Below are 25,474 nucleotides of genomic sequence, written 5' to 3'. Positions count from 1 at the left end.
TCGGTAAAAGGCTTTTTCCCGCAGGACAGCGCTATCTTCAAAAGAAGTACGTAACATTCACATGCACACATCTGAACATCTCCGCTTGGAGGTGGACTATATGTATTACTTGGTAGTAAACGTCCCTTCCCTTCGTAGGAGTAAGAACATGACCTGGTCCAAACCTGCTTACACTGATCTGCGTATCGGCTTTGAAGTCACCATGTACTTTGCCAGCCGCTGATTGGCTTTGTATCGCAATGCAACGCCTCGGCTCGCCCGGGGCGTTTTTATTTTTGAGTTGTGTGTAATGGAGCGGCCATGTTTGTCCAGATTCTAGGTTCCGCCGCGGGCGGTGGTTTCCCGCAATGGAACTGCAACTGCGTGAACTGTGCAGGTTTTCGCGACGGCAGCCTGCGGGCCGAGGCGCGTACCCAGTCGTCCATCGCGATTTCCGATGACGGCGTGAACTGGGTGCTGTGCAACGCCTCGCCAGATATCCGCGCCCAGCTTCAAGGCTTCGCCCCGATGCAACCGGGCCGCGCGCTGCGGGATACCGGCATCAGCGCGATCATCCTGATGGACAGCCAGATCGACCACACCACCGGCCTGCTCAGCCTGCGCGAAGGCTGCCCGCACCAGGTGTGGTGCACCGACATGGTCCATGAGGACCTGAGCACCGGCTTCCCGCTGTTCACCATGCTGACCCACTGGAACGGCGGCCTGGCCTGGAACCGCATCGAGCTGGACGCCAGCTTCACGATCCCCGCCTGCCCCAACCTGCGCTTCACACCATTGCCGCTGCGTAGCGCGGCACCGCCCTACTCGCCTCACCGATTCGACCCACACCCGGGCGACAACATCGGCCTGATCGTCGAAGACCTGCGCACCGGCGGCAAGCTGTTCTATGCGCCGGGCCTGGGCAAGGTTGACGCACCGTTGCTGGAAATAATGGCCGGCAGCGATTGCCTGCTGGTGGACGGCACGATGTGGGACGACGACGAAATGCAGCGCCGTGGCGTCGGCACCCGCACCGGTCGCGAGATGGGCCACCTGGCACAAAACGGCCCCGGCGGCATGCTGGAAGTGCTGGAGCAGTTGCCCAAGCAGCGCAAGGTGCTTATCCACATCAACAACACCAACCCGATCCTGGATGAAGACTCGCCCGAGCGAGCCGAGCTGCTGCGACGCAATGTGGAAGTGGCGTACGACGGCATGAGCATTGAATTGTAGGAGCGAGCCAAATGACTGACACACCGCTGACCACCGCCGAGTTCGAACAGGCCCTGCGCGCCAAGGGCGCCTTCTACCATATCCATCACCCGTATCACGTGGCGATGTACGAAGGCCGCGCCACCCGCGAGCAGATCCAGGGCTGGGTCGCCAACCGTTTTTATTACCAGGTGAACATTCCCCTCAAGGACGCCGCGATCCTGGCCAACTGCCCGGACCGGGAGATTCGTCGTGAGTGGATCCAGCGCCTGCTGGATCACGACGGCGCTCCCGGCGAAGACGGCGGCATTGAAGCCTGGTTGCGCCTGGGACAGGCCGTCGGCCTCGACCCGGATCAACTGCGCTCCCAGGAGTTGGTACTGCCGGGCGTACGATTTGCGGTAGACGCCTACGTCAACTTCGCCCGCCGGGCCAGCTGGCAGGAAGCCGCCAGCAGTTCCCTGACCGAGTTGTTCGCCCCGCAGATCCACCAGTCGCGCCTCGACAGCTGGCCCCAGCATTACCCGTGGATCGACCCGGCCGGCTACGAGTATTTCCGCACCCGCCTGGGCCAGGCTCGCCGGGATGTGGAGCACGGTCTGGCCATCACCCTGCAGCACTACACCACCCGCGAAGGCCAGGAGCGCATGCTGGAAATTCTCCAGTTCAAACTGGACATTCTTTGGAGCATGCTCGATGCAATGAGCATGGCTTATGAACTGAAACGCCCGCCGTATCACAGCGTGACCGACCAGCGTGTATGGCATAAGGGGATCACCCTATGAGCTTCGATCGCAGCAAAAAACCGACCTGGCGCCAGGGCTATCGTTTCCAGTACGAACCGGCGCAAAAAGGCCATGTGCTGCTGTACCCGGAAGGCATGATCAAGCTCAACGACAGCGCCGCCTTGATCGGTGGCTTGATCGACGGCGAGCGCGATGTCAGCGCAATCATCGCCGAGTTGGACAAGCAGTTCCCTGGCGTGCCCGAGCTCGGTGAAGACATCGAGCAATTCATGGAGGTTGCCCGTGCTCAGCACTGGATCGAACTTGCCTGACCTGCCACCCAAGCCGGAAATCGGCCTGCCGCTCTGGTTGCTGGCCGAGCTGACCTACCGCTGCCCGCTGCAATGCCCGTACTGCTCCAATCCGCTGGATTTCGCCGAGCAGGGCAAGGAACTGAGCACGGAACAGTGGATCAAGGTATTTCGTGAAGCCCGGGAAATGGGCGCTGCGCAACTGGGGTTTTCCGGCGGTGAGCCGCTGGTGCGCCAGGACCTCGCCGAACTGATCGCCGAGGCACGCAAGCTGGGTTTCTATACCAACCTGATCACCTCCGGCATCGGCCTCACCGAGCAGAAGATCAGCGACTTCAAGAAGGCCGGCCTGGACCATATCCAGATCAGTTTCCAGGCCAGTGACGAGCAAGTGAACAACTTGCTGGCCGGCTCGAAAAAAGCCTTCGCGCAAAAACTCGAAATGGCCCGGGCAGTGAAAGCCCATGGCTACCCGATGGTGCTGAACTTCGTCACCCATCGGCACAATATCGACAAGATCGACCGCATCATTGAGCTGTGCATTGCCCTGGAAGCGGACTTTGTCGAGCTTGCCACCTGCCAGTTCTACGGCTGGGCCCAGCTCAATCGGGTCGGCCTGTTGCCGACCCAGGAACAGCTGGTGCGCGCCGAACGCATCACCAACGAATACCGCGCCAAGCTCGAAGCCGAAGGCCACCCGTGCAAGCTGATATTCGTCACGCCGGATTACTACGAGGAACGCCCGAAAGCCTGCATGAATGGCTGGGGCAGCATCTTTCTGACAGTAACGCCGGACGGTACTGCCCTGCCGTGCCACGGAGCCCGACAGATGCCGGTGCAATTTCCCAATGTGCGCGACCACAGCATGCAACACATCTGGTACGACTCGTTTGGCTTCAACCGCTTTCGCGGCTACGACTGGATGCCCGAGCCGTGCCGTTCATGTGACGAGAAGGAAAAGGACTTCGGTGGGTGCCGCTGCCAGGCGTTCATGCTGACCGGGGATGCCAGCAATGCTGACCCGGTGTGCAGCAAATCGGAGCACCACGGCATGATCCTCCAGGCCCGCGAAGAAGCGGAGCACGCCACCCAGACCATCGAGCAACTGGCCTTTCGCAATGAGCGCAACTCACGGCTGATCGCGAAAGGCTGAGGTCTTTTAGCGTTTGGCGATGATGTACACCGCGTGCACGATGCCGGGAATGTAACCGCACAAGGTCAGCAGGATGTTCAGCCAGAACGCGCCAGCGAAACCCACTTGCAGGAACACACCCAGTGGCGGCAGCAGAATAGCGATGATGATGCGAATGATATCCATGGGTTCAGCTCCAGAAAATCGGCTCGTGTGAGCCGTACAAGCTAATCGACCTTGGCCGTTGGTAAGGGTTCAGTGGGATCTGGCACGGGGCCATCCTCAGGCCAGGATTTCCAAACCATGCTTCTGCACGATGCTCAACAGCTTGAGCGCCATGCCGCTGGGCCGCTTTTCACCAGACTCCCATTGCTTCACCGTGGAGGCGCTGGTGTTCAAGTAACGGGCAAATACAGGTTGGCTGACGTGGCTGCGCTCGCGTAGTTGTTTGATTTGCTCGGCCGGGATTTGCGCCGGAATATCCGCAAGGCATGCCTCGTCGAACTCACGAAGGGTGGTTTTGTTAATAGCGCCAATTGCATAAAGCGCTTCGGCGGATTGATGAATGGACTCAAACGCCTCACTTTTATATTTCTTGGTCATGATGTATCTCCACAAACTCCCTGAGATCCAGCATCTGCTGAATCTGTGCTTCGCTGAAACCTTCATAGGTCTTAGCCAGCGACCGAAACCAAACCAGCTCGCTTTGACTGATATTGCTTTGGTTCTGCTTGGCGTATAGCAATTGATATACCCAGTAATGCCTGCCCTTGGCCAAGACAATTGAACGATGTCGGTTCTGATTCAGACGTTTCTTCCAAACACCACCGCCCAAATTGTCGGCTTGGCCGCCAAGCATCTCGCTGAATGCTTCCCTCAATTGCGAATCACATATCCAAGCCTTGCTGGCTGCGTTGGCAAAATTCCGCGTTTTGAACAGCCTGAGCCTCATAGGCATCCCTTCCCAAAAACATACCACTCAGTGGTATAGATTAGAAATAGGGCATAAATAACTTCACGCCCTATCGGCAGTCCTTGCCGACGCCCGCTAAAAGGCCATTTTTCCCAATGATGCTCAAGCACCCTTTTCAATCCAAAAATTACGCGGACAAAAAAACGCCCCCAGCCAAAAGAATCAGGCTGGAGGCGCCGCGTATACCGCGAGACGGTTCAGGAAATATGGGGCTTAAACGGCAATGCCCTTGCGGCATTGCAGCTGTGCAGTGCGCACCCGGGAGAAGGTACGGGCCAGACGCAGGAGCATTTCGTCGACGTTGCTTTTGCTCAATGTGAGCGCCGGGGTGAAGCGCAGGCAATCGGGTTGCGGCGCGCTCAGGATCAGGCCTTCACTGAGCGCGGCGTTTACCACCGCATCTGCCGAATCCTCCGACAGAGTCAGTCCCCACATCAGGCCCTGGCCGCGCAGTTCACCCTGGTCATAGCGATGCGCCAGGCGGGCAAGCCCTTCACCCAGGTAAGTGCCGACCTCGCAGACGTGTTCAAGAAATCCGTGGTTCAGCACCGTATCAAGCACCGCCACACCGGCGGAAGCCATCAGCGCGTTGCCGTGGTGGGTGCCTTCCAGCTCACCCAGTTCAAAACAACACGCCTTGCCCCGCGCAAGCAACGCCGCCAGTGGCACACCACCACCCAAGCCCTTGCCCAGGCAGATGATGTCGGCACGTACGCCGTAGTACTGTTCGGCGAGCAACGTGCCACAACGGCCGGTGCCGGTTTGCACTTCATCGAGGATCAACAGAATTCCCAGCTCACGGCACAGACGTTCGACACCCTTGAGGTAATGCTCGGTCGCGGGAATGACGCCGGCATCGTTCTGGATCGGTTCCAGCATGATTGCCACGGTTTGCGCATCCACCGCCGCGTGCAGCGCCGGCAGGTCGTTGAACGGCACGTGGCTGAAGCCTGGCAACTGGGGCTCAAAACGGTTTTCACTGGCGGCTGCCGAGGCCGACATCGCGGCAAAGCTGCGGCCATGGCAACCGTTGCTCGCGGTGATGATGCGATAGGCGCCGCCACGGTGCAGTTGGCCCCATTTGCGCGCCAGCTTGATAGCCGCTTCGCAGGCTTCGGCGCCGCTGTTGAGCAGGTAGGCCTGGTCGCTGCCGGTGCGATGGCACAGGCGGTCGGCGAGGTTCAGTTGAACACGGTTGTGCAGGCTGTTACCGGGATTGATCAGCGATTGGGCCTGATCGGCCAGCGCCTTGGTCACTGCCTGTGGGCTATGGCCCAGGCTGTTGGCGCCGCCACCCTGGCTGAAGTCGAGATAGGCGCGGTCTTCGCTGTCCCACAGCCAGGAGCCCTGGCCGCGTACAAACACCTGGGGCGGGCGGGCCACACTGGGCATCAGGCAATCGCTGGAAAGATCGTCTCGCAGAGCCGGGGTCTTCGCCTCGAGGATCAGATCATCCAGGCTGGGGGCGGGGCGACGCAGGTTGAACAGGTTCATGGATGAACCCCTTTGGCAATCGCACCTTGGTCGGCATTACCGATAAACCCATGGCGGAGGTTTTTTGCCTTGCCTATGCAAACACCGTCAACATAAACACTACTCATCGTGCTTTCCGGCCCTGTAAGCCCTGTGAATAGGCGCTAGACTAGGCGCCTTGGGGGCACTCGGCCATTTCGATTTTCCAGCATTTTCGATAAGTATTACTTATGGATTTCAAGCAACTGCGTTATTTCGTCGCGGTGTACGAAGAAGGCCATGTGGGGCGGGCAGCGGAGCGCCTGTCGATCTCCCAGCCAGCTTTGTCGCAACAGATTCGCCAGCTCGAGCAAAACCTTGATGTGAGCCTGTTCGAACGCAGCAGCAAGCGCCTGCTGCCGACCCTCGCCGCCCACACTTTGTATAACCACGCCCTGCCCTTGCTCGACGGTATGCAGCATGCGGTGGAAGCGCTGCGTAACTTCAAGGGCCAGGCACTACGCACCTTGGCGATCGGCGTTCTGCAAACCGTGCACACCAGCCTGGTGCCGCAGATGCTCGAACGGGTGCGCAAGGCCCAGCCGCACCTGGTCGTACAGATCTACGAGCTGACCGGGATGGAAATCGAACGCCGGCTGCTCAACGGCTCGCTGGATATCGGCATCAGCTACCTGCCGCCACGCCAGCCGGGGCTGCACGGCGTGCTGCTGTATGAAGATGAACTGAAGGTGGTCATCCCGGCTGATCACCCGCTGCGGGAATTCAAGAAAGTCTCCCTGAAGCAAGCCGCCGAGTTACCCATGTTGCTGCTGGGGGAGGAGTTTCAGGTGCGCCAGATATGGCAAGGTCAATTGGCCAACCTGGGCCGACGCCCGCAAGTGCAGGCCGAGTTGAATACGATGGCGGGGATTCTCGACAGCCTGCCCCACACCAAGCTGGCGACGGTGCTTCCCGGACGCTCCCAGGATGAACACAACAGCAAGGCGTTGCTGTGGAAACCCTTGAGCGAACCACGGGTGCCGTTGAAAGTGGGGTTGGTGTGCCGGGATGTGCAGCGCCAGCAGGCGACGCTGGAATTGTTGCGCACGCTGCTGGAAGACGTGATGAACGCGCCCGCCTGACTTTTTCGCAGGCAAAAGAAAACCCCGCCGAAGCGGGGCTTTGCAGACTGTTTCCCTGACATCCATTTCACTCCGCCTTCCTGGCAGAATCCTACGTGTCCGTGTTGTTGCTTTGCGCTTCCTGCGCGACGTCCATGTGAAGTAGATTATCCGTGGATCCAATTTGGCGATAGAGGACGAATAGCAGCACGTCATGTAAGAGAATGCTTACACGCCCTCCAAGTCCTTAGAACAGTGCTTCATCCAGCAAGAACAGCGATTCGCTACCGGCTTTTACCGAGGCGCTGAGGGACGCGATCCGCGGCAGCAAGCGCGCAAAGTAGAAACGCGCGGTGCCCAGCTTGCTCGCGTAGAAGTCTTCCTGAGCCTCTTTACCCAGAGCCGCCTTGGCCATCAGGGCCCACATGTAGGCATAAGCCATGTAGCCGAACGCGTGCAGGTATTCCACGGATGCCGCGCCGATTTCATTCGGGTTGGATTTGGCGCGGTCCAGCAGCCAGGCGGTCAGTTCGTCCAGGTCATCCACAGCCGCGTTCAGCGGCTTGGTGAATTCGGCCAGTTCGGCGCCGGCAGTGGCGGTGAAATGGCGGATCTCATCAGCGAACAGCTTGTAGAACGCCCCACCGCTGCCGACGATCTTGCGTCCCACCAGGTCCAGGGCCTGAATGCCGTTGGTGCCTTCGTAGATCTGGGTGATGCGCACATCACGCACCAGTTGCTCCTGGCCCCATTCGCGAATGTAGCCGTGGCCGCCGAAAACCTGCTGGCCGTGCACGGTGGTTTCCAGGCCCAGGTCGGTCAGGAACGCCTTGGCAACCGGGGTCAGCAGAGCAACCAGATCGTCCGCGCGTTTGCGGGCGGTGGCGTCTTCGCTGAACTTGGCGGTGTCGAGCTGCATCGCCACATAGGTGGAGAACGCACGGCCACCTTCGTTCGAGGCTTTCATGGTCAGCAGCATGCGCCGCACGTCCGGGTGGACGATGATTGGGTCAGCGACCTTGTCCTTGGCTTTCGGACCGGTTGGCGAACGGCTTTGCAGGCGGTCGCGCGCATATTCGATAGCGTTCTGATAAGAGCGCTCACCGGAGGCCAGGCCCTGGATGCCCACACCCAGGCGCTCGTAGTTCATCATGGTGAACATCGCGGCCAGGCCACGGTTAGGCTCGCCCACGAGGTAGCCCACGGCTTCGTCGAAGTTCATCACGCAGGTCGCAGACGCCTGGATGCCCATCTTGTGTTCGATGGAGCCGCAGGTCACCGGATTGCGCGCCCCCAGGCTGCCGTCGGCATTGACCATGAACTTGGGCACCAGGAACAGCGAAATACCCTTGGGACCCGCCGGTGCGTCCGGCAGCTTGGCCAGCACCAGGTGGATGATGTTCTCGGTGAGGTCGTGCTCGCCACCGGTGATGAAGATCTTGGTGCCGCTGACCTTGTAGGAACCGTCTGCCTGAGGCTCGGCCTTGGTCCGAATTATCCCCAGGTCAGTGCCGGCATGAGGTTCGGTCAGGCACATGGAACCGGCCCACACGCCGGAGTACATATTCGGCAGGTAAGTGGCCTTGAGCTCTTCACTGGCGTGGGTGTTGATCGACACGCAGGCGCCGGAGGTCAGCATCGGGTACAGGCCGAAGGCCAGGCCCGAGGAGTTGATCATCTCTTCCACCTGGGCCGACACCGCCTTGGGCATGCCCATGCCGCCGTACGCCGGGTCGCCGCCAACACCTACCCAACCGCCTTCAGCGTAGGTTTTGTAGGCGTCCTTGAAGCCAGCCGGGGTGAAGACCGCGCCATTCTCCCAGCGGCAGCCTTCTTCGTCGCCGCCGCGGCTGAGCGGGGCGACGGTCTTGGAGGTGACTTTGCCGGCTTCTTCGAGGATTGCCTCAACGGTCTCGGCGTCGACGGTTTCCGCCAGCGCGGGCAGTTGGGCCCAGAGTTTGGCGACCTCGAAAACTTCGTTGAGGACGAAGCGCATATCGCGCAGCGGCGCTTTGTAGTCAGCCATGGCAAACCTCGTGAGAACTTTAACGTTATTCGGGTGGGGTCGGTTTTACAGACCCCGAGTGTAACCGAACAACTTTTGTGACACATAGGGTCTGCTTGTGACCAACAAGTATTTTACGGTCACTAAAGCGCAAACAGCTCCGCCGGCAGACTCATCAGGCACTCACTGCCCGCCTCCACCGCCGCCCGGTGCGCGGCCGTGCGCGGTAGCAGGCGCTTGAAGTAGAACTCGCAGGTCGCCAGCTTGCCTCGGGCGTAATCGGCATCACCGCTACCGCTGTCCAACTGCTCCTGCGCCACCAGCGCCATGCGCAGCCACAAGTAGGCAAGGATGATGTAGCCGCTGTACATCAGGTAATCCAGGGCTGCGGCGCCGACTTCATCCGGGTTTTTCATGGCTGCCATGCCTACCTTGACCGTCAGCTCACCCCACTGCTGATTCAACTGGTTGAGCTGAGCCACATGGGCCTTGAGTTGCGGATGTTCGGCGTTGGCCGCGCAGAACTTGTGGACGATTTTGGTAAAGCCGCGCAGCAGCTTGCCCTGGCTGCCGAGCACCTTGCGCCCGAGCAAATCCAGGGCCTGGATGCCGTTGGTCCCTTCATAGATCGGCGCAATCCGGCAATCGCGAACCAGTTGCTCCATGCCCCATTCACGAATGAAGCCATGGCCACCGAACACCTGCATGCCGTGGTTGGTCACCTCCAGCCCGGTTTCGGTCATGAACGCCTTGCAGATCGGCGTAAGGAAGGCCAACAGGTCTTCGGCTTCCTGGCGTTGCCCCTCGTCGCCACTCAGGTGTGCGGTATCGAGCAACTGTGCCGAGAAGTAGGTCAATGCGCGGTTGCCTTCATTGAAGGCTTTCATGGTCAGCAACATGCGCCGCACATCCGGGTGGACGATGATCGGATCAGCGGCTTTTTCGGGTGCCTTGGCGCCGGTCAGCGAGCGCATCTGCAAGCGGTCGTTGGCGTACTTGATCGCACCCTGGAAGCTCGCTTCCCCCAGGCAAAGGCCCTGCATGCCGGTGCCCAGGCGCGCATGGTTCATCATGGTGAACATGCAGTTGAGGCCCTTGTTCGCCTCACCGATCAGAAAACCCCGGGCGCCATCGAAGTTCAACACACAGGTGGCCGACGCCTTGATGCCCATTTTGTGCTCGATGGAGCCGCAACTCATCGTGTTGCGCTCGCCCGAGTCGGCATGGAACTTGGGCACGATAAACAGCGAGATTCCCTTGGTGCCGGCCGGCGCATCCGGCAGCTTGGCCAGCACCAGGTGGATGATGTTGTCACTCATGTCATGCTCGCCGGCCGAGATGAAAATCTTGCTGCCGGTGACTGCATAACTGCCGTCGGCCTGCGGGACGGCGCGGGTCTTGATCAGGCCCAGGTCGGTGCCGCAATGGGCTTCGGTCAGGCACATGGTGCCGGTCCACTGGCCCGCGGTGAGTTTGCTCAGGTAGGTGTTTTTCTGCTCTTCAGTGCCGTGGGCACGGATCGCCGACATCGCACCGTGGGTCAGGCCGGGGTACATGCCCCAGGACGTATTGCTGGAGGAGATCATCTCCGCGAGCACCAGGCCCAGGGACATTGGCAAGCCCTGCCCGCCGTAGGCCGGGTCAGCCGCCAAACCGTGCCAGCCGCCTTCCACGTACTGCGCGAAGGCTTCCTTGAAGCCCTTGGGCGTGGTCACCACACCGTTGTCGAAATGGCAGCCTTCTTCATCGCCGGAGCGGTTCAACGGCGCCAGGACGTTTTCGCAGAACTTCGCACCTTCCTCGAGGATCGCGCCGACCATGTCCGGGCTGGCATCGCTTGCACCCAGCGCGGCGTAGTGGCCGTGGAAGTCAAAGACGTGATCGATCAGAAAGCGCATGTCGCGCAGGGGAGCTTTATAGTCAGGCATGGCAATGTCTCCGGCAGCAGATGCCTTCAACCTACTGCCGCACGGCCCACCGGACAATCACTGTAGGGCCGCTGAATACACCACCATCACTCAACCGGCAGCGCTGTCCATGCGGACCGCGCCGCGGCGGGTCTGCCCCGCAGCGACCACGCAGTTACGCCCCGCACCCTTGGCGTTGTACAGCGCCTGGTCGGCGGATTTGAGCACTTCTTCAGGGCTGCGCTGCTCGGCCTGGCGTTCGGCCACGCCGATGCTGACGGTCACCGACACGCTGGAAGCGCCATTGCCCACACGACGCTGGCGCCCCTGCTGGTCGTCGTGGGGACGGTCCGGGTTACGCAGTTTGATGTCGTAGTTGGCGATGATTTCGCGGATCTCTTCCAGGTGCGGCAGGCATTCATCCAGAGTCTTGCCGGCGAATACCACGGCAAATTCCTCACCGCCATAGCGGTAGGCCCGGCCGCCGCCGTTGACCTTGGACAGCTTGCTGGCGACCAGGCGCAGTACCTGGTCGCCCACGTCGTGGCCATGGGTATCGTTGAAACGCTTGAAGTGATCGACGTCGCCCATGGCCAGCACATAATTGCGCCCCAGGCGTTGCATGCGCTCATTGAGCGCGCGGCGGCCCGGCAACCCGGTCAGCTCGTCACGGAAGGCCATTTGATAAGCCTCGTGGGCCACCCCGGCAGCGATCATCAGCATCACCTGGCTGCACATGATGTTCAGGGTGAACGGCAGGATGAACGTCTGCGGCAACATCCAGAACAACCCCAGCAACCCTACCAGCTGCGCGGCGTGCAGCGGTCTTGGTTGATACCAGTACTGCGCGGCCAGGGTCACAAAACCAATCAGGAACATCGGATAGGACAGCTGGATCAGGCTCATCCAGCGGCCATGCAAGGCGGGCCAGCGAATTTCGGCCAACCAGCTCAACAAGGCATGGGGAAAACTTTGTTCAAGGGCAAGCGCCACGCTGCCTACCGCAAACAGCACCGCGCAGCGTGCGACGAAGTCACGAAACAGGTGGGTTTTTTCTTGCCAGACCGCGTAGATGCCGAACAGCAACGGTAACAACAGGCAACACAGATGGAAGACCACGGCCGCGTCGTCCCGCACGCGACCGTTATCGCGGTAGTAATCGGTCTGGGTATCCAGCAGGAAATAGACCACGTACACCGTGATCATCAGGAACAGCTCTCGCTGGCGCCGGTAGACCGCGCAGTACGAGCCGCCCAGCAGCAGCACGAGGGTCGGCAGCACATTGAACAGTGAAGTGAAGAACACATTGAGATCCTTCACATACGCAGCCGAGAGCCCCGCCAGCAGTAAAAGCAGTGAAGGTAAAAAATGACTGAAACGTACAGCAGACGCGCGCGACAAGGGTAAAGCTCCGACCCACAAAAAAGATGGCACAGTGCCTTCACTGATCACAGTTAAGCACATTCAATGTGATGCGTATCACATTGCCATCACTGTAACGGCCGCTCGGAGCAATCCCTGAGTGCGGTACTGTGGTTTTTTATCGCGCAAAAAAAACCGCCGCTCCCGAAGGAGCGGCGGCTTTTGAAGCGAACTGGCCGAGGCTTAGTAGCCCAGGTCGAAGTTCTCTTCTTTCATGTCCATCAGGTTGTTGGCGCCCGACAGCATGGTTGCAACGTGGGTGCGGGTACGCGGCAGGATGCGCTGGAAGTAGAAACGCGCAGTCTGCAGCTTGGCGGTGTAGAAGCCTTCTTCGCTGGTGCCGGCAGCCAGTTTCTCGGCGGCCAGGCGGGCCATGTCGGCCCAGAAGTAAGCCAGGCAGGCATAACCGGAGTACATCAGGTAATCCACCGAAGCGGCACCGACTTCTTCGCGGTCTTTCATGGCCGCCATGCCGACCTTCATGGTCAACTCGCCCCACTCTTTGTTCAGTGCCGCCAGCGGTGCAATGAATTCTTGTACCGCTTCGTTGCCTTCGTTGGCCTGGCAGAACTTGTGGACGATCTTGGTGAAGCCCTTCAGCGCTTCGCCTTGGGTCATCAGCACTTTACGGCCCAGCAGGTCGAGGGCCTGGATGCCGGTGGTGCCTTCGTACAGCATCGAAATGCGGCTGTCGCGAACGTTCTGCTCCATGCCCCACTCGGCGATGAAGCCGTGGCCGCCGTAGATTTGCACGCCGTGGTTGGCGGCTTCAAAACCGACTTCGGTCATGAACGCCTTGGCAATCGGGGTCATGAAGGCCAGCAGTGCGTCAGCCTGTTTCTTGGCTTCGTCGTCAGTGCCGTACTTGACCACGTCAACCTGCTTGGCGGTGAAGTACACCATCGCGCGGTTGCCTTCGGCGAAGGCTTTCATGGTCAGCAGCATGCGGCGCACGTCTGGGTGCACGATGATCGGGTCGGCGGCCTTGTCCGGCGCTTTCGGGCCAGTCAGGGAGCGCATTTGCAGGCGGTCGCGAGCGTATTTGAGGCCGCCCTGGAAGCCGATTTCAGCGTGGGACAGGCCTTGCAGCGCGGTGCCCAGGCGAGCGGTGTTCATAAAGGTGAACATGCAGTTCAGGCCTTTGTTCGCCGGGCCGATCAGGAAACCGGTGGCCGCGTCGAAGTTCATCACGCAGGTGGCATTGCCGTGGATACCCATCTTGTGTTCCAGGGAACCACAGGACACCGCGTTGCGTTCGCCAATCGAACCGTCGGCGTTTGGTACGAACTTGGGAACGATGAACAGCGAAATGCCTTTGGTGCCAGCCGGTGCGTCCGGCAGGCGAGCCAGCACGATGTGGACGATGTTGTCGGCCATGTCGTGTTCGCCGGCCGAGATGAAGATCTTGGTACCGGAAACCTTGTAGGAACCATCAGCCTGAGGCTCGGCCTTGGTGCGCAGCATGCCCAGGTCGGTGCCGCAGTGCGGTTCGGTCAGGCACATGGTGCCGGTCCACTCGCCCGACACCAGTTTGGTCAGGTAAGCCTCTTGCTGCTCGGGAGTGCCGTGCTCGGAAATGGTGTTCATCGCGCCATGGGACAGGCCCGGGTACATGCCCCACGACCAGTTGGCCTCGCCGACCATTTCGCTGACCGCCAGGCCCAGGGATTCCGGCAGGCCCTGGCCACCGTGCGCCACGTCGTGGGCCAGGCTTGGCCAGCCGCCTTCAACGAACTGTTTGTAGGCTTCTTTGAAACCGGTAGGGGTCTTAACGCCTGACTCGCTCCAGGTGCAACCTTCGATATCACCCACGCGGTTCAGCGGTGCCAGTACCTGCTCACAGAACTTGGCGCCTTCTTCGAGAATGGCGTCAACCATGTCCGGGGTAGCGTCCTGGCAAGCCGGCAGGCTCTGATAGTGCGCTTCATAGCCAAGCAGTTCGTCACGAACGAAGCGAATATCACGCAAGGGGGCCTTGTAGTCAGGCATAGCGATAAACCTCTGCTGATGTATCTGGGATGAACAACCGCATGGATGTGTTGTGGCGGTCAAACAGTTGTTTGAAACATACGTTTACGACCAATCCTTGTCAAGCGTCGCGCAAACGCCGTTTGTCCATGACGCAGGTCAACGTCAGGCACGGCAAGGCCTGCAGCGAAATGCCGCATGACGATTCAGGGGGAAAAAGATTATTGAGCGGTGAAGATCAGTGTGGGAGCTGGCTTGCCTGCGATGCGGGCGCCGCGGTGTATCAGGAGGATCGAGGTGACGCTATCGCAGGCAAGCCAGCTCCCACAGAGAAGCCAGCTCGCACGATAAGAGGGGGGGTTATGCGTAAGTATCGATCAACGTGCCGAGCATTTCGTCGGAAGCCTTGGCGACTTTGGCGCCCAGTTCAACCTGGAACTTGCCTTGGGCCATCTCGACCATGTTGCTCGCCGAGTTGCTGGCCTGATTGGCGTCTACCGAACGCAAACGATCATTTTGCGCGTCCGAAGGCTGGGAAGTGGCGGCGCTGGCAATCTTGCCGGCGGCCTGGTCGACACGGTTCTGCCCGGTCTGAATCGCGCTCAGTCCCGAGTAAAACGCACTGCTACCAGAGATTTCCATGGCGTGAACCTGCCTATAAGAGAATCGTGAACTGTTATTGAAGCAGACCTACCGGCAAAACGCCCGTCAAAAACACTAATGGCATAATGCCTTCGCGATAGGCAAAACTAGTCAAGCAGGTCCAGTTGCAAGTACGCGGCGACCGCTTCGGCGGTGGGATGCTTGAGCTTGGGCACCCTTCCCAGGCATGGCGCGGGGAGTCGTTCAGCCAGGGTCGCGAGGTTTTCTTCCAGACGAGAGGTCTTGGGGTCGATGATATTGGCCACCCAGCCCGCCAGCGGCAACCCGTCCCGGGCGATGGCTTCTGCGGTCAGCAACGCGTGGCTGATACACCCCAGCCGCACACCCACCACCAGAATCACCGGCAGCTTCAGCGCCTGGGCCAGGTCCGACAAATTGTCCTGGTCCGCCAATGGCACACGCCAGCCGCCCGCACCTTCGATCAAGGTGAAGTCCGCCTGCTTGGCGAGAACGTGCTGCATGGGTTTCAACAACGACTGCACCGTCAGCGCCACGCCGGCTTCACGGGCCGCCAGATGCGGCGCGATGGCCGGCTCGAAGGCCACCGGGTTGACCTCGGCATAACTCAACGGCAACGAACACTCGGCCAGCAACGCCAGGGCGTCCGAATTGCGCAGGCCCTTGGGCGTCAGCTGGCACCCAGAGGCTACCGGCTTGCCCGCCGCCGTACTTTTGCCGGCTTGCCGCGCGGCATGCAGCAGGCCGGCAGCGACGGTGGTCTTGCCGACGTCGGTGTCGGTCCCCGTGATGAAGTAAGCGGCATTCATAGAGGTTTCTCCAGGACGGCGTACACCACTTGATAAGTTGCCGGCAGGCCCTGGGCCTGGCGGAACTGCTCGTAGGCTTGCACCAGTGCAACAATCCGCGCCCGGCCCGTCAACCCTCCTGGGCGCCCCGGGTTCAGATTGTGCGCACCCAACGCTTTCAGTTCTTGGGTCAGGCTGCGCACGTCGGGGTAATGCAACACGTGGGGACACTGCTCCAGGCTGCGCACCCGCAAACCACTGGCTGCGCACAGTTGCTCATAAGCACTGAACGGCCGGAAGCGGTTCACATGAACCATGCCATCCGCTGCGCGCCAGCTTTCGCGCAACTCATCCAGCGTACCCACGCAGAGGCTGGCAAACGCCAGCACGCCGCCGGGCTGCAATACGCGCCGCGCTTCGCTGAGCACTGCGGCAAAATCCGAGCACCACTGCACCGCCAAACTGGAGTAAATCAGCCCGCAACTGGCGTCCTGCAACGGCAAGCGCTCGGCATCGCCAGCGATGAAATGTTGTGCACCGCCCAGCGGCCGGGCGTGTTTGAGCATGCCCTCGGCGATATCCAGGGCGAAACCCTGGCTACCCGCAAATGACTGGCCCAGCACACGACTGAAATAACCCGTGCCGCAGCCCAGGTCCAGCCAGCGTTGTGGAGAAAGACCTTCGGGCAAACGCCGCAGCAGCTCGCTGCCCACCGCACGCTGCAACTCGGCAACGCTGTCGTAACTGGCGGCTGCGCGGGAAAAGGAGGCCGCTACCTGGCGCTTGTCTGGCAAGCCGCCGGGCAGCACATGGGACAAATCAGTCATCACCGCACTCATGCAAAAAAGCCTGGATGGCCCCCGCCACACCGTGGGGGTCCTCCAGTAGAAAAGCGTGACCGGCCTGTTCAATCAGGCCGATTTCAACGTCAGGCAACAAGGCGAACAACTCACTGGCCACTTCAGCCGGAACCAGCCCGTCCAGCCCGGCAAACAGATGCAACTGCGGCCCTTGAAAGTCGACCAACGCCTGACGGGTGTCCAATCGGCCCAACAGCTCCAGACCACTGAGCAAGGTCTGCGCGGAGGTTTTAGGGGCACCCGCCAGCAATAGCCGAGCAAGTGATCGGGGATCGCTGGAACCCCGGGCGCAAAGCAGACTGAAGCGTTTTAACGTCGCAACCGGATCAAGGCGGCAACCGTTAAGAAACGCCATAAAATCCTCTTCGTGCATGCCATGGTCCCAGCGGGGCCAGGCCACGAAGCTTGCGTTGCTGGCAAAGGTGAGCAAACCGCAACAATGATCACCGCGCCGCGCGGCCAACTCGGCAGCAAGCATGCCGCCGAGGGACCAACCACCCAGCCAGACGTCTTGGGGCAAGGTCGAATCCAGCTCATCGAGCCACTCTTGAAGGTCGTCCGACTCCACGTCCGGCAACGGTTCGATCTGCACCCGCAAGTGTTCATCCAGCCCCTGCAACGCCGCCGCCAGCGGTTCCAGCGGCGAAACGCCGAGGCCCCAGCCAGGCAGCAGTATCAGTCGATCACGCATGGTCGGGCTCCTGGCCTAACAAGCGGAAACACTCTTCCAATGCGCTTAACAATAGCTGCACCTGGGCTTCACTGTGGGCTGCCGTGAGAGTCACCCGCAGACGGGCACTGCCGGCGGGCACGGTCGGTGGGCGGATCGCGGTCACCATCAGCCCGCGCTCGCGCAGCATCTGCGACAAACGCACGGCGCGGGCACTGTCGCCAATCATGATCGGCTGGATCGGCGTGAAACTGTCCATCAGTTCCAGGCCAATCTGCTCGGCGCCCTGACGGAACTGGCGGATCAGCCCATTGAGATGCTCCCGCCGCCAATGCTCGGTGCGCAGCAGTTCCAGGCTTTTCAGCGTGGCGCAGGCCAATGCCGGCGGTTGGCTGGTGGTGTAGATATACGGGCGGGCGAACTGGATCAGGCTTTCGATCAGCTCTTCGCTGCCCGCGACAAACGCGCCGGCAGTACCGAAGGCTTTGCCCAGAGTGCCCACCAACACCGGAACGTCTTCCTGGCTCAAACCGAAATGCTCGACGATCCCGCCACCGTTGGCGCCCAAAGGCCCGAAGCCATGGGCGTCATCCACCATCAACCATGCGCCCCTGGCCCGGGTTTCACGGGCCAGCGCCGGCAAGTCGGCCAGGTCACCGTCCATGCTGAACACGCCGTCGGTCACCACCAGCGTATTGCCGGTGGCTTTCTCCAGGCGCTTGGCCAGGCTTTCAGCATCGTTGTGCAGGTAACGATTGAAGCGCGCACCCGAGAGCAAACCAGCGTCCAGCAACGAGGCGTGGTTAAGGCGGTCTTCCAGCACCGTATCGCCCTGCCCCACCAGCGCGGTGACGGCGCCAAGGTTGGCCATGTAACCGGTGGTGAACAGCAGCGCCCGCGGGCGACCGGTGAGGTCGGCCAGGGCCTCTTCCAGTTCATGGTGCGGCGTGCTGTGGCCGATCACCAGATGCGAAGCGCCGCCACCCACGCCCCAGCGAGCCGCGCCCGCGCGCCAGGCTTCAATCACTTGCGGGTGATTGGCCAGGCCCAGGTAATCGTTGTTGCAGAACGCCAGCAACGGCTGGCCGTCGACCACCACGTCAGGGCCTTGCGGGCTCTGCAGCAGTGGACGTTGGCGATACAGGTGTTCGGCACGACGAGCCGCAAGACGCGCGGCGAGATCGAAAGACATGAGACCTCGGTAGATCAGGTTGAACGCGGTCAAAAATGTGGGAGCGGGCTTGCTCGCGAAAGCAGTGGATCAGTCAGCTTATGTATTGGCTGACACACCGCCTTCGCGAGCAAGCCCGCTCCCACATTTGGATGGCATTCCAAAGTGGACTTATCAAACAGCCGCGTTGTAAAACTGCTCGCTGCTCTTCTGCTCCACCAGCGCCTGCTCGATCGCCGCCTGGTGCACTTCATCGGCGTGCTCTTCACGAGCTTCCGGCAAGATGCCCAGGCGCGAGAACAGTTGCATGTCCTTGTCCGCCTGCGGGTTGGCAGTGGTCAGCAGCTTGTCGCCGTAGAAAATCGAGTTGGCGCCGGCAAAAAACGCCAGGGCCTGCATCTGCTCGTTCATCGCCTCACGCCCGGCCGACAGCCGCACATGGGACTGCGGCATCAGGATGCGCGCCACCGCCAGCATGCGGATGAAGTCGAACGGGTCGATGTCGTCGGCGTTTTCCAGCGGCGTGCCGGCAACTTTCACCAGCATGTTGATCGGCACCGATTCCGGATGCTCCGGCAGGTTGGCCAGCTGGATCAGCAGGTTGGCGCGGTCGTCCAGGGACTCGCCCATGCCGAGGATGCCGCCGGAGCAGATCTTCATCCCCGAATCACGCACGTACGCCAGGGTTTGCAGGCGCTCGCCGTAGGTGCGGGTGGTGATGATCGAGCCGTAGAACTCCGGCGACGTGTCGAGGTTGTGGTTGTAGTAATCGAGGCCGGCCTGGGCCAGGGCCTCGGTCTGGTCCTGGTCGAGACGGCCGAGGGTCATGCAGGTTTCCAGGCCCATGGCCTTCACACCTTTGACCATCTCCAGCACGTAGGGCATGTCTTTGGCCGATGGATGTTTCCAGGCGGCGCCCATGCAGAAGCGGGTCGAACCGATGGCCTTGGCGCGAGCGGCCTCTTCGAGGACCTTCTGCACTTCCATCAACTTCTCTTTTTCCAGGCCGGTGTTGTAGTGGCCCGACTGCGGACAATATTTGCAATCTTCCGGGCAGGCGCCGGTCTTGATCGACAGCAGCGTGGAAACCTGGACGCGGTTAGCGTCGAAATGCGCGCGGTGCACGGTCTGCGCCTGGAACAACAGGTCGTTGAAGGGCTGTACGAACAGCGCTTTGACTTCGGCTAAAGACCAATCGTGACGCAGGTTGGCAGTGATGCTGGCGCTCATGGGCGATTCCTTGATTATGCTTTGGCAAGCCCTGTGGGAGTAATACCCACAGGTACGACACGGATGCTCGGCATATTTAAGGAAGATTCATGCACTGTCAACTTGAGAACAAACACGAGGTTTACATCTGGTTAAAAAGCAACCAAACCTGTTTAATCTGCGATGAAAGCAGCGGAACGGCCGATCCTGTCTGCGGCGCCTGCGAAACCGAGCTGCCCTGGCTGATGGAACATTGCGAGGTGTGCGCACTGCCGTTGCCAGCGACGGGCCTGGTGTGCGGCCAGTGCTTGAAGCAACCTCAGGCGTTCAAGCAGGTCGTCGCGCCGTGGACCTACAGCTTCCCCATCGACAGCCTGATCAGCCGTTTCAAGCATCAGGCCCGCTGGCCGCTGGGGCACCTGCTTGCGCACCTGTTGGGACAATTCCTGCAACACCGCTATGAAGATGCCGCGCTGGCTCGCCCCGACTGCCTGCTGCCCGTGCCCTTGGCCCGCAAACGCCTGCGGGAACGGGGCTTCAACCAGGCGGCGATGCTCGCCCGCTGGCTGAGTGAGGACTTGAACATCCCCTGGGATGAGCACCTGCTGTCACGGCCGCGTGAAACCGTGGCGCAGCAAGACCTCGACGCCAGGACCCGCAAGCGCAACCTGCACCAGGCCTTCGCCCTGGCCGACGGCGCGCAAGTCAAAGGCCGGCACTTGGCGCTGATCGACGACGTACTGACTACCGGCGCCACCGCCAGCAGTCTCGCCCGCCTGTTGATGGATGCCGGCGCCCGACAGGTGGATGTGTATTGCCTGGCACGGACGCCCAAGCCCGGCACATGACTTGACTCGCGGGCGCCCTGCCCGCAACGTCAGCCCATTCCATCGAAGCGTGTAACCATGTCCCTGCCAACCCTCTTGAGCCAACACATCGTCCGTCGCCCGCAGCGCATTGCACTGCTGCAACATATTGCCGAACAAGGCTCCATCACCCGCGCCGCAAAGAGTGCGGGGCTGAGCTACAAGGCGGCCTGGGACGCCATCGACGAACTGAACAACCTGGCGCAAAAGCCCCTGGTGGAACGCAGCGTCGGCGGCAAGGGCGGTGGCGGCGCCAGGTTGACGGCCGAGGGTGAGCGGGTATTACGCCTTTACCAACGCCTGCAGGTGTTGCAAGCCCAGGTGCTGGATTGCGCCGAAGACGCCAGCGACTTCAACCTGCTGGGCCGCCTGATGCTGCGCACCAGCGCACGTAACCAGTTGCACGGCCGGGTGATCGCCATCGACAGCCACGGCCGCAATGACCTGATTCGCCTGGAGCTGGCCGCTGGGCTGCGCCTGGATGCGCAGATCACCCACGACAGCACCTTGCGCCTGGAGCTGGAGATCGGCACCGAAGTCGTCGCCCTGATCAAGGCCGGCTGGCTTGAAGTACTGGCCGTCACGCAGGCAGCAACACCTGGACACAATTGCCTGGAAGGAAAAATCGACGCCATTCTCGATGCCGAAGACGGCCCCAGCGAGGTGCGGATCACCTTGCCCAACGGCCAGGTTCTCTGCGCCCTGGCCCGGCCCGAGGCGCTTGCACAGATTAATGCCGCCGAAGGCCTGCAAGTGAAGGTGCAGTTCTCCCCCAGTAACGTGCTGCTGGGCACTCCGGTGTAGCGCTTCAAACTGCAACAATTTCGTCACGACTGCTCCCTAAGGTGGCTGCAAAAACCCGCAGGGAGCCTGAAATGAGCCTATTAGAAGAAAACCAAGCCACCGACCTGGAACAGATGGTCGGCCTCACCCGCCGGCGTTTTATCGGTGCCGGCGCCCTGTGCGGTGCCGCGATGTTCCTCGGCGGCAACCTGCTGACCCGCAGTGCCCTGGCGGTCAACGCCGCGTCGAACAGCCCATTGCTGGGTTTCACCAGCATCGCCGCAGCCACCAGCGACACCATCACCCTGCCGCCAGGCTACAGCGCTTCGGTACTGATCAGCTGGGGCCAGCCGCTGCACAAGAACGCGCCGGCCTTCGACCCCAGCGGCAACGGCACGGCCAAGGCCCAGGAACAGCAGTTCGGCGACAACAACGACGGCATGAGCCTGTTCGCCTTCCCCGGTGACGACAACCGCGCGCTGATGGCGATCAACAACGAATACACCAACTACCGCTACCTCTACGCCCACGGCGGCGCGCCGCAATCGGCCGAAGACGTGCGCAAGGCGTTGGCCAGCGAAGGCGTGTCGGTGATCGAAGTACGGCGCAAAGGCGATACCTGGCAGTTCGTCCAGGACTCGCGCTACAACCGGCGCATCCACGGCAACTCGCCCATCCGCTTCGGTGGCCCTGCGGCGGGCCATGCCTGGCTGAAAACCAGCGCCGACAAAACCGGCAAAAAAGTCCTCGGCACCTTCCAGAACTGCGCCAACGGCAAGACCCCGTGGGGCACGTATCTCACCTGCGAAGAGAACTTCACCGACTGCTTCGGCAGCAGCAACCCGCAACAAACCTTCGACGCCGGGCAGAAACGCTATGGCGTGGTCGCCGCCAGCAAAGACATCAACTGGCACCCCCACGACCCGCGCTTCGACATGGCCAAGAATCCCAACGAACTCAACCGCCATGGCTGGGTAGTGGAAATCGACCCGTTCGACCCGCAATCCACACCGGTCAAACGCACCGCCCTCGGCCGCTTCAAGCATGAAAATGCTGCGCTGGCGGAAACCCGCGACGGCCGCGCCGTGGTGTACATGGGCGACGACGAGCGCGGCGAGTTCATCTACAAGTTCATCAGCCGCGACAAGATCAATCACAAGAACCCCAAGGCCAACAAGGACCTGCTGGACCACGGCACCTTGTATGTGGCGATTTTCGACGCGGGCGACGGCAATGCCGACCATCCCAAGGGCCAGGGCCAATGGGTCGAACTGACCTACGGCAAGAACGGCATCGACGCCAACAGCGGTTTTGCCAGCCAGGCCGAAGTGCTGATCCACGCGCGCCTGGCCGCCAGCGTGGTGAAAGCCACCCGCATGGACCGCCCGGAATGGATCGTGGTCAGCCCCACCGACGGCCAGGTGTATTGCACCCTGACCAACAACGCCAAGCGCGGCGAAGACGGCCAGCCGGTGGGCGGCCCGAACCCGCGGGAGAAAAACGTCTACGGGCAGATCCTGCGCTGGAAGGCCAACGCCAACGACCATGGCGCGCCGGACTTCAGCTGGGATTTGTTCGTGGTGGCCGGCAACCCGACCGTGCATGCCGGCACGCCAAAAGGCGGCTCGTCCAACATCAACCCGCAGAACATGTTCAACAGTCCCGACGGCCTGGGCTTCGACAAGGCCGGGCGGTTGTGGATCCTCACCGATGGCGACTACAGCAACGGCGGCGACTTTGCCGGGATGGGTAATAACCAGATGCTGTGTGCCGACCCGTCGACCGGTGAAATTCGGCGGTTCATGGTGGGGCCGGTGGCCTGTGAAGTGACCGGGATCAGCTTCTCGCCGGACCAGAAAACCCTGTTTGTGGGGATTCAGCATCCGGGGGAAACCGGTGGCTCCACCTGGCCGGAGCATCTGCCGAATGGCAAGCCACGGTCCTCGGTGATGGCGATTCGTCGGGATGATGGCGGGATCGTCGGCGCCTGATAAGGCCTCTTCGCGAGCAAGCCCGCTCCCACACTTGACCGCATTCCTAAGGTGGAACTCGGTCAAATGTGGGAGCGGCGGTGCGACGATTCGACTTGCTCGCGAAGGCGTCAGAACAGTCACCACCTATCTCGACCCCGGTGCGTTACCATACCCGGCCGGACGCGGCGCCCTGCTGCGCGCAGGAGTTCGCATGGCACACCCGTTTGAAACACTGACCCCTGACCTGGTGCTCGACGCAGTCGAAAGCATCGGTTTCCTCAGCGACGCCCGCATCCTCGCGCTCAACAGCTACGAAAACCGTGTCTACCAGGTCGGCATCGAAGACTCCGAGCCCTTGATCGCCAAGTTCTATCGGCCGCAACGCTGGACCAACGAAGCGATCCTCGAAGAACACAGCTTCACCTTCGAACTGGCCGAGTGCGAAGTGCCGGTGGTGGCGCCGATGATTCACAACGGTGAAAGCCTGTTCGAGCACGCGGGTTTCCGCTTCACCCTGTTCCCGCGCCGTGGCGGACGCGCACCGGAGCCGGGCAACCTCGACCAGTTGTATCGCCTCGGCCAATTGCTCGGCCGCCTGCATGCGGTCGGTTCCACCCGCCCCTTCGAACACCGCGAAGCCCTGGGCGTGAAGAATTTCGGTCACGATTCCCTGAACACCCTGCTGGAAGGCAACTTCATTCCTCGCAGCCTGCTGCCAGCCTACGAGTCCGTGGCCCGCGACCTGCTCAAGCGTGTGGAGGAGGTCTACAAGGCCACGCCCCACAAGAACATCCGCATGCACGGCGATTGCCACCCCGGCAACATGATGTGCCGCGACGAGATGTTCCATATCGTCGACCTCGATGACTGCCGCATGGGCCCCGCCGTTCAGGACCTGTGGATGATGCTCGCCGGTGATCGTCAGGAATGCCTGGGGCAACTGTCGGAATTGATGGACGGCTACCAGGAATTCCACGACTTCGACCCGCGCGAACTGGCCCTGATCGAACCCCTGCGTGCCCTGCGCCTGATGCACTACAGCGCCTGGCTTGCACGGCGCTGGGACGACCCGGCGTTCCCCCACAGCTTTCCCTGGTTTGGCAGCGAACGTTACTGGGGCGACCAGGTTCTGGCGTTGCGCGAGCAGTTGTCGGCGCTCAATGAAGAACCCTTGAAACTGTTCTAACGCACACCACAATCCCCTGTAGGAGCTGGCTTGCCGGCGATGCAAGCGCCTCGGTGTATCAGTGGAACCGAGGTGAAGCCATCGCCGGCAAGCCAGCGCCGACAGAAAAGCACATCCCACTGACTGACAAATATCCTTACAATCGCGGCTTTGTTAGCTGCCTAAGCAAGGATTCTGCATGCAAGCCGCCAACCCCCGTCGCGGGTACATATTGGGCCTGAGCGCCTACGTCATCTGGGGCCTGTTCCCGATCTACTTCAAGGCCATCGCCAGCGTTCCCGCCGCAGAAATCATCGTCAACCGCGTGCTGTGGTCGGCGCTGTTCGGCAGTCTGCTGTTGATGGTCTGGAAACACCCCGGCTGGCTCCGAGAACTGCGGGACAACCCCAGGCGCCTGGCGATCCTGGCCCTGAGCGGCACCTTGATCGCAGCCAACTGGCTGACCTATGTGTGGTCGGTGAACAGTGGCCGCATGCTGGAGGCCAGCCTGGGTTACTACATCAACCCGCTGGTGAACGTGCTGCTGGGCATGGTGATCCTCGGCGAGCGCCTGCGCCGCCTGCAATGGGTGGCCGTGGGCCTGGCAGCGGTAGGTGTGGCGCAACAGGTATGGCAAGTCGGCAGCCTGCCGTGGGTATCCCTGGTCCTGGCGGCGACCTTTGGTTTCTACGGGTTGATCCGCAAGCAGGCGCCGGTCAAGGCATTGCCCGGGCTGGTGGTGGAAACCTGGATGCTGGTGCCGATTGCCATCGCATGGTTGCTGTTCAACCCCTCGGCCCACAGCGCACAGATGGAATTCTGGAGCACCTCCGAAGCGTGGTGGCTGGTGGCCGCAGGTCCGGTGACGCTGATCCCGCTGGTGTGTTTCAACGCCGCCGCACGGCATTTGCCCTACACCGCCCTGGGCTTCCTGCAATACGTGGCGCCCACCCTGGTGCTGCTGGAAGCCGTGCTGTTGTTCAACGAACACCTGGCACCCGCCACGCTGATCGCCTTCTGCTTTATCTGGGCCGGCCTGGTGGTTTACAGCATCGACGCCTGGATGACTGTGCGGAAAAACTGATCAAATAACGTACAAACCTCTGCAAGCCACAGCCGGTGTGGCTTGCAGGCATTCACCCCAAGGTTATCCACAGCCTG

25 protein-coding genes are annotated in these 25,474 nt (G+C 61.2%); 11 read left to right on the top strand and 14 right to left on the bottom strand.

Annotated features, from left to right (window positions below; all coding sequences use genetic code 11):
* Window positions 1-148 precede the first annotated feature (148 nt).
* From pqqA to pqqE, 5 genes are all read left to right on the top strand, one after another.
* The gene (gene pqqA, locus HX817_RS22970) at window positions 149-223 is read left to right on the top strand and encodes a pyrroloquinoline quinone precursor peptide PqqA (RefSeq protein WP_003194766.1); all 75 of its coding nucleotides are present in this window, start codon (window positions 149-151) and stop codon (window positions 221-223) included.
* Between the two features lie 77 nt (window positions 224-300).
* Window positions 301-1,212: a pyrroloquinoline quinone biosynthesis protein PqqB gene (pqqB, locus tag HX817_RS22965; RefSeq protein ID WP_003211040.1), complete on the top strand. Its 912-nt coding sequence runs from the start codon at window positions 301-303 to the stop codon at window positions 1,210-1,212.
* A gap of 11 nt (window positions 1,213-1,223) precedes the next feature.
* Window positions 1,224-1,976 (top strand): pyrroloquinoline-quinone synthase PqqC, encoded by a 753-nt coding sequence (pqqC, locus tag HX817_RS22960; protein WP_003211042.1) that lies wholly within the window; start codon window positions 1,224-1,226, stop codon window positions 1,974-1,976.
* Window positions 1,973-2,248, top strand: a complete 276-nt coding sequence (pqqD, locus tag HX817_RS22955; protein WP_003211043.1) for a pyrroloquinoline quinone biosynthesis peptide chaperone PqqD — start codon at window positions 1,973-1,975, stop codon at window positions 2,246-2,248. The genes pqqC and pqqD overlap by 4 nt, the downstream gene beginning before the upstream one ends.
* A complete protein-coding gene (gene pqqE, locus HX817_RS22950) occupies window positions 2,241-3,380 on the top strand; it encodes a pyrroloquinoline quinone biosynthesis protein PqqE (protein WP_008434380.1) in 1,140 nt (379 codons plus the stop codon). The genes pqqD and pqqE overlap by 8 nt, the downstream gene beginning before the upstream one ends.
* Window positions 3,381-3,386: 6 nt before the next feature.
* Here the strand turns inward: pqqE and HX817_RS22945 are convergent, their stop codons facing one another.
* From HX817_RS22945 to HX817_RS22930, 4 genes are all read right to left on the bottom strand, one after another.
* A complete protein-coding gene (locus HX817_RS22945; RefSeq protein WP_003211049.1) occupies window positions 3,387-3,545 on the bottom strand; it encodes a YqaE/Pmp3 family membrane protein in 159 nt (52 codons plus the stop codon).
* A 96-nt stretch (window positions 3,546-3,641) separates the two neighbouring features.
* Complete coding sequence (locus HX817_RS22940; RefSeq protein WP_063026725.1) at window positions 3,642-3,962, bottom strand: DNA-binding transcriptional regulator; 321 nt, start codon at window positions 3,960-3,962, stop codon at window positions 3,642-3,644.
* A complete protein-coding gene (locus HX817_RS22935) occupies window positions 3,946-4,311 on the bottom strand; it encodes a type II toxin-antitoxin system RelE/ParE family toxin (RefSeq protein ID WP_177041282.1) in 366 nt (121 codons plus the stop codon). The genes HX817_RS22940 and HX817_RS22935 overlap by 17 nt, the downstream gene beginning before the upstream one ends.
* A 234-nt stretch (window positions 4,312-4,545) precedes the next feature.
* Window positions 4,546-5,826: an aspartate aminotransferase family protein gene (locus HX817_RS22930; protein ID WP_177041280.1), complete on the bottom strand. Its 1,281-nt coding sequence runs from the start codon at window positions 5,824-5,826 to the stop codon at window positions 4,546-4,548.
* Window positions 5,827-6,035: 209 nt separating this feature from the next.
* Here HX817_RS22930 and HX817_RS22925 point away from each other — a divergent pair, with 209 nt between their 5' ends.
* The gene (locus HX817_RS22925; protein ID WP_003211052.1) at window positions 6,036-6,926 is read left to right on the top strand and encodes a LysR family transcriptional regulator; all 891 of its coding nucleotides are present in this window, start codon (window positions 6,036-6,038) and stop codon (window positions 6,924-6,926) included.
* 226 nt (window positions 6,927-7,152) lie between these two features.
* Here HX817_RS22925 and HX817_RS22920 read toward each other — a convergent pair whose 3' ends face one another.
* From HX817_RS22920 to bioB, 10 genes are all read right to left on the bottom strand, one after another.
* Entirely contained in the window at window positions 7,153-8,931 is a 1,779-nt protein-coding gene (locus HX817_RS22920; protein ID WP_177020657.1) for an acyl-CoA dehydrogenase C-terminal domain-containing protein, read from the bottom strand.
* Between the two features lie 122 nt (window positions 8,932-9,053).
* Window positions 9,054-10,838, bottom strand: coding sequence for an acyl-CoA dehydrogenase C-terminal domain-containing protein (locus HX817_RS22915; RefSeq protein ID WP_087694737.1), 1,785 nt, complete (start codon window positions 10,836-10,838; stop codon window positions 9,054-9,056).
* A 90-nt stretch (window positions 10,839-10,928) separates the two neighbouring features.
* Entirely contained in the window at window positions 10,929-12,218 is a 1,290-nt protein-coding gene (locus HX817_RS22910) for a diguanylate cyclase (RefSeq protein WP_023659318.1), read from the bottom strand.
* A 204-nt stretch (window positions 12,219-12,422) separates the two neighbouring features.
* Entirely contained in the window at window positions 12,423-14,228 is a 1,806-nt protein-coding gene (locus tag HX817_RS22905; RefSeq protein WP_177035247.1) for a phenylacyl-CoA dehydrogenase, read from the bottom strand.
* A gap of 339 nt (window positions 14,229-14,567) precedes the next feature.
* Window positions 14,568-14,849 carry a hypothetical protein gene (locus tag HX817_RS22900; protein ID WP_008434375.1) on the bottom strand — a complete coding sequence of 94 codons (282 nt, stop codon included), beginning with the start codon at window positions 14,847-14,849 and terminating at the stop codon, window positions 14,568-14,570.
* 107 nt (window positions 14,850-14,956) lie between these two features.
* Window positions 14,957-15,637, bottom strand: a complete 681-nt coding sequence (bioD, locus tag HX817_RS22895; RefSeq protein ID WP_177041277.1) for a dethiobiotin synthase — start codon at window positions 15,635-15,637, stop codon at window positions 14,957-14,959.
* Window positions 15,634-16,443, bottom strand: a complete 810-nt coding sequence (gene bioC, locus HX817_RS22890) for a malonyl-ACP O-methyltransferase BioC (RefSeq protein ID WP_177041274.1) — start codon at window positions 16,441-16,443, stop codon at window positions 15,634-15,636. The genes bioD and bioC overlap by 4 nt, the downstream gene beginning before the upstream one ends.
* Window positions 16,436-17,167 carry an alpha/beta fold hydrolase gene (locus HX817_RS22885; RefSeq protein WP_177041272.1) on the bottom strand — a complete coding sequence of 244 codons (732 nt, stop codon included), beginning with the start codon at window positions 17,165-17,167 and terminating at the stop codon, window positions 16,436-16,438. Before HX817_RS22885 ends, bioC begins: the two co-directional genes overlap by 8 nt.
* Complete coding sequence (gene bioF / locus HX817_RS22880; protein WP_177041270.1) at window positions 17,160-18,338, bottom strand: 8-amino-7-oxononanoate synthase; 1,179 nt, start codon at window positions 18,336-18,338, stop codon at window positions 17,160-17,162. Before bioF ends, HX817_RS22885 begins: the two co-directional genes overlap by 8 nt.
* A gap of 153 nt (window positions 18,339-18,491) precedes the next feature.
* Window positions 18,492-19,547, bottom strand: a complete 1,056-nt coding sequence (gene bioB / locus HX817_RS22875) for a biotin synthase BioB (protein WP_003211072.1) — start codon at window positions 19,545-19,547, stop codon at window positions 18,492-18,494.
* 89 nt (window positions 19,548-19,636) lie between these two features.
* Between bioB and HX817_RS22870 the strand changes: the two genes are divergently transcribed.
* The 5 genes from HX817_RS22870 (at window position 19,637) to rarD (ending at window position 25,397) form a co-directional block, all read left to right on the top strand.
* The gene (locus HX817_RS22870; protein ID WP_177022296.1) at window positions 19,637-20,374 is read left to right on the top strand and encodes a ComF family protein; all 738 of its coding nucleotides are present in this window, start codon (window positions 19,637-19,639) and stop codon (window positions 20,372-20,374) included.
* A gap of 57 nt (window positions 20,375-20,431) precedes the next feature.
* A complete protein-coding gene (locus HX817_RS22865; RefSeq protein WP_177041268.1) occupies window positions 20,432-21,196 on the top strand; it encodes a TOBE domain-containing protein in 765 nt (254 codons plus the stop codon).
* A 71-nt stretch (window positions 21,197-21,267) separates the two neighbouring features.
* Complete coding sequence (locus HX817_RS22860; protein WP_177041266.1) at window positions 21,268-23,166, top strand: PhoX family phosphatase; 1,899 nt, start codon at window positions 21,268-21,270, stop codon at window positions 23,164-23,166.
* 193 nt (window positions 23,167-23,359) lie between these two features.
* Window positions 23,360-24,334 (top strand): serine/threonine protein kinase, encoded by a 975-nt coding sequence (locus HX817_RS22855; RefSeq protein WP_003211077.1) that lies wholly within the window; start codon window positions 23,360-23,362, stop codon window positions 24,332-24,334.
* A gap of 178 nt (window positions 24,335-24,512) precedes the next feature.
* Complete coding sequence (rarD, locus tag HX817_RS22850; RefSeq protein WP_177041264.1) at window positions 24,513-25,397, top strand: EamA family transporter RarD; 885 nt, start codon at window positions 24,513-24,515, stop codon at window positions 25,395-25,397.
* The last annotated feature ends 77 nt before the right edge of the window (window positions 25,398-25,474 follow it).

This window comes from Pseudomonas sp. C6002 (assembly GCF_013385805.1).
In the GTDB taxonomy this organism is placed as follows: Bacteria; Pseudomonadota; Gammaproteobacteria; order Pseudomonadales; family Pseudomonadaceae; genus Aquipseudomonas.
The sequence above is the reverse complement of the archived record's forward strand: the minus strand, read 5'-3'. Positions and strand labels throughout refer to the sequence as shown.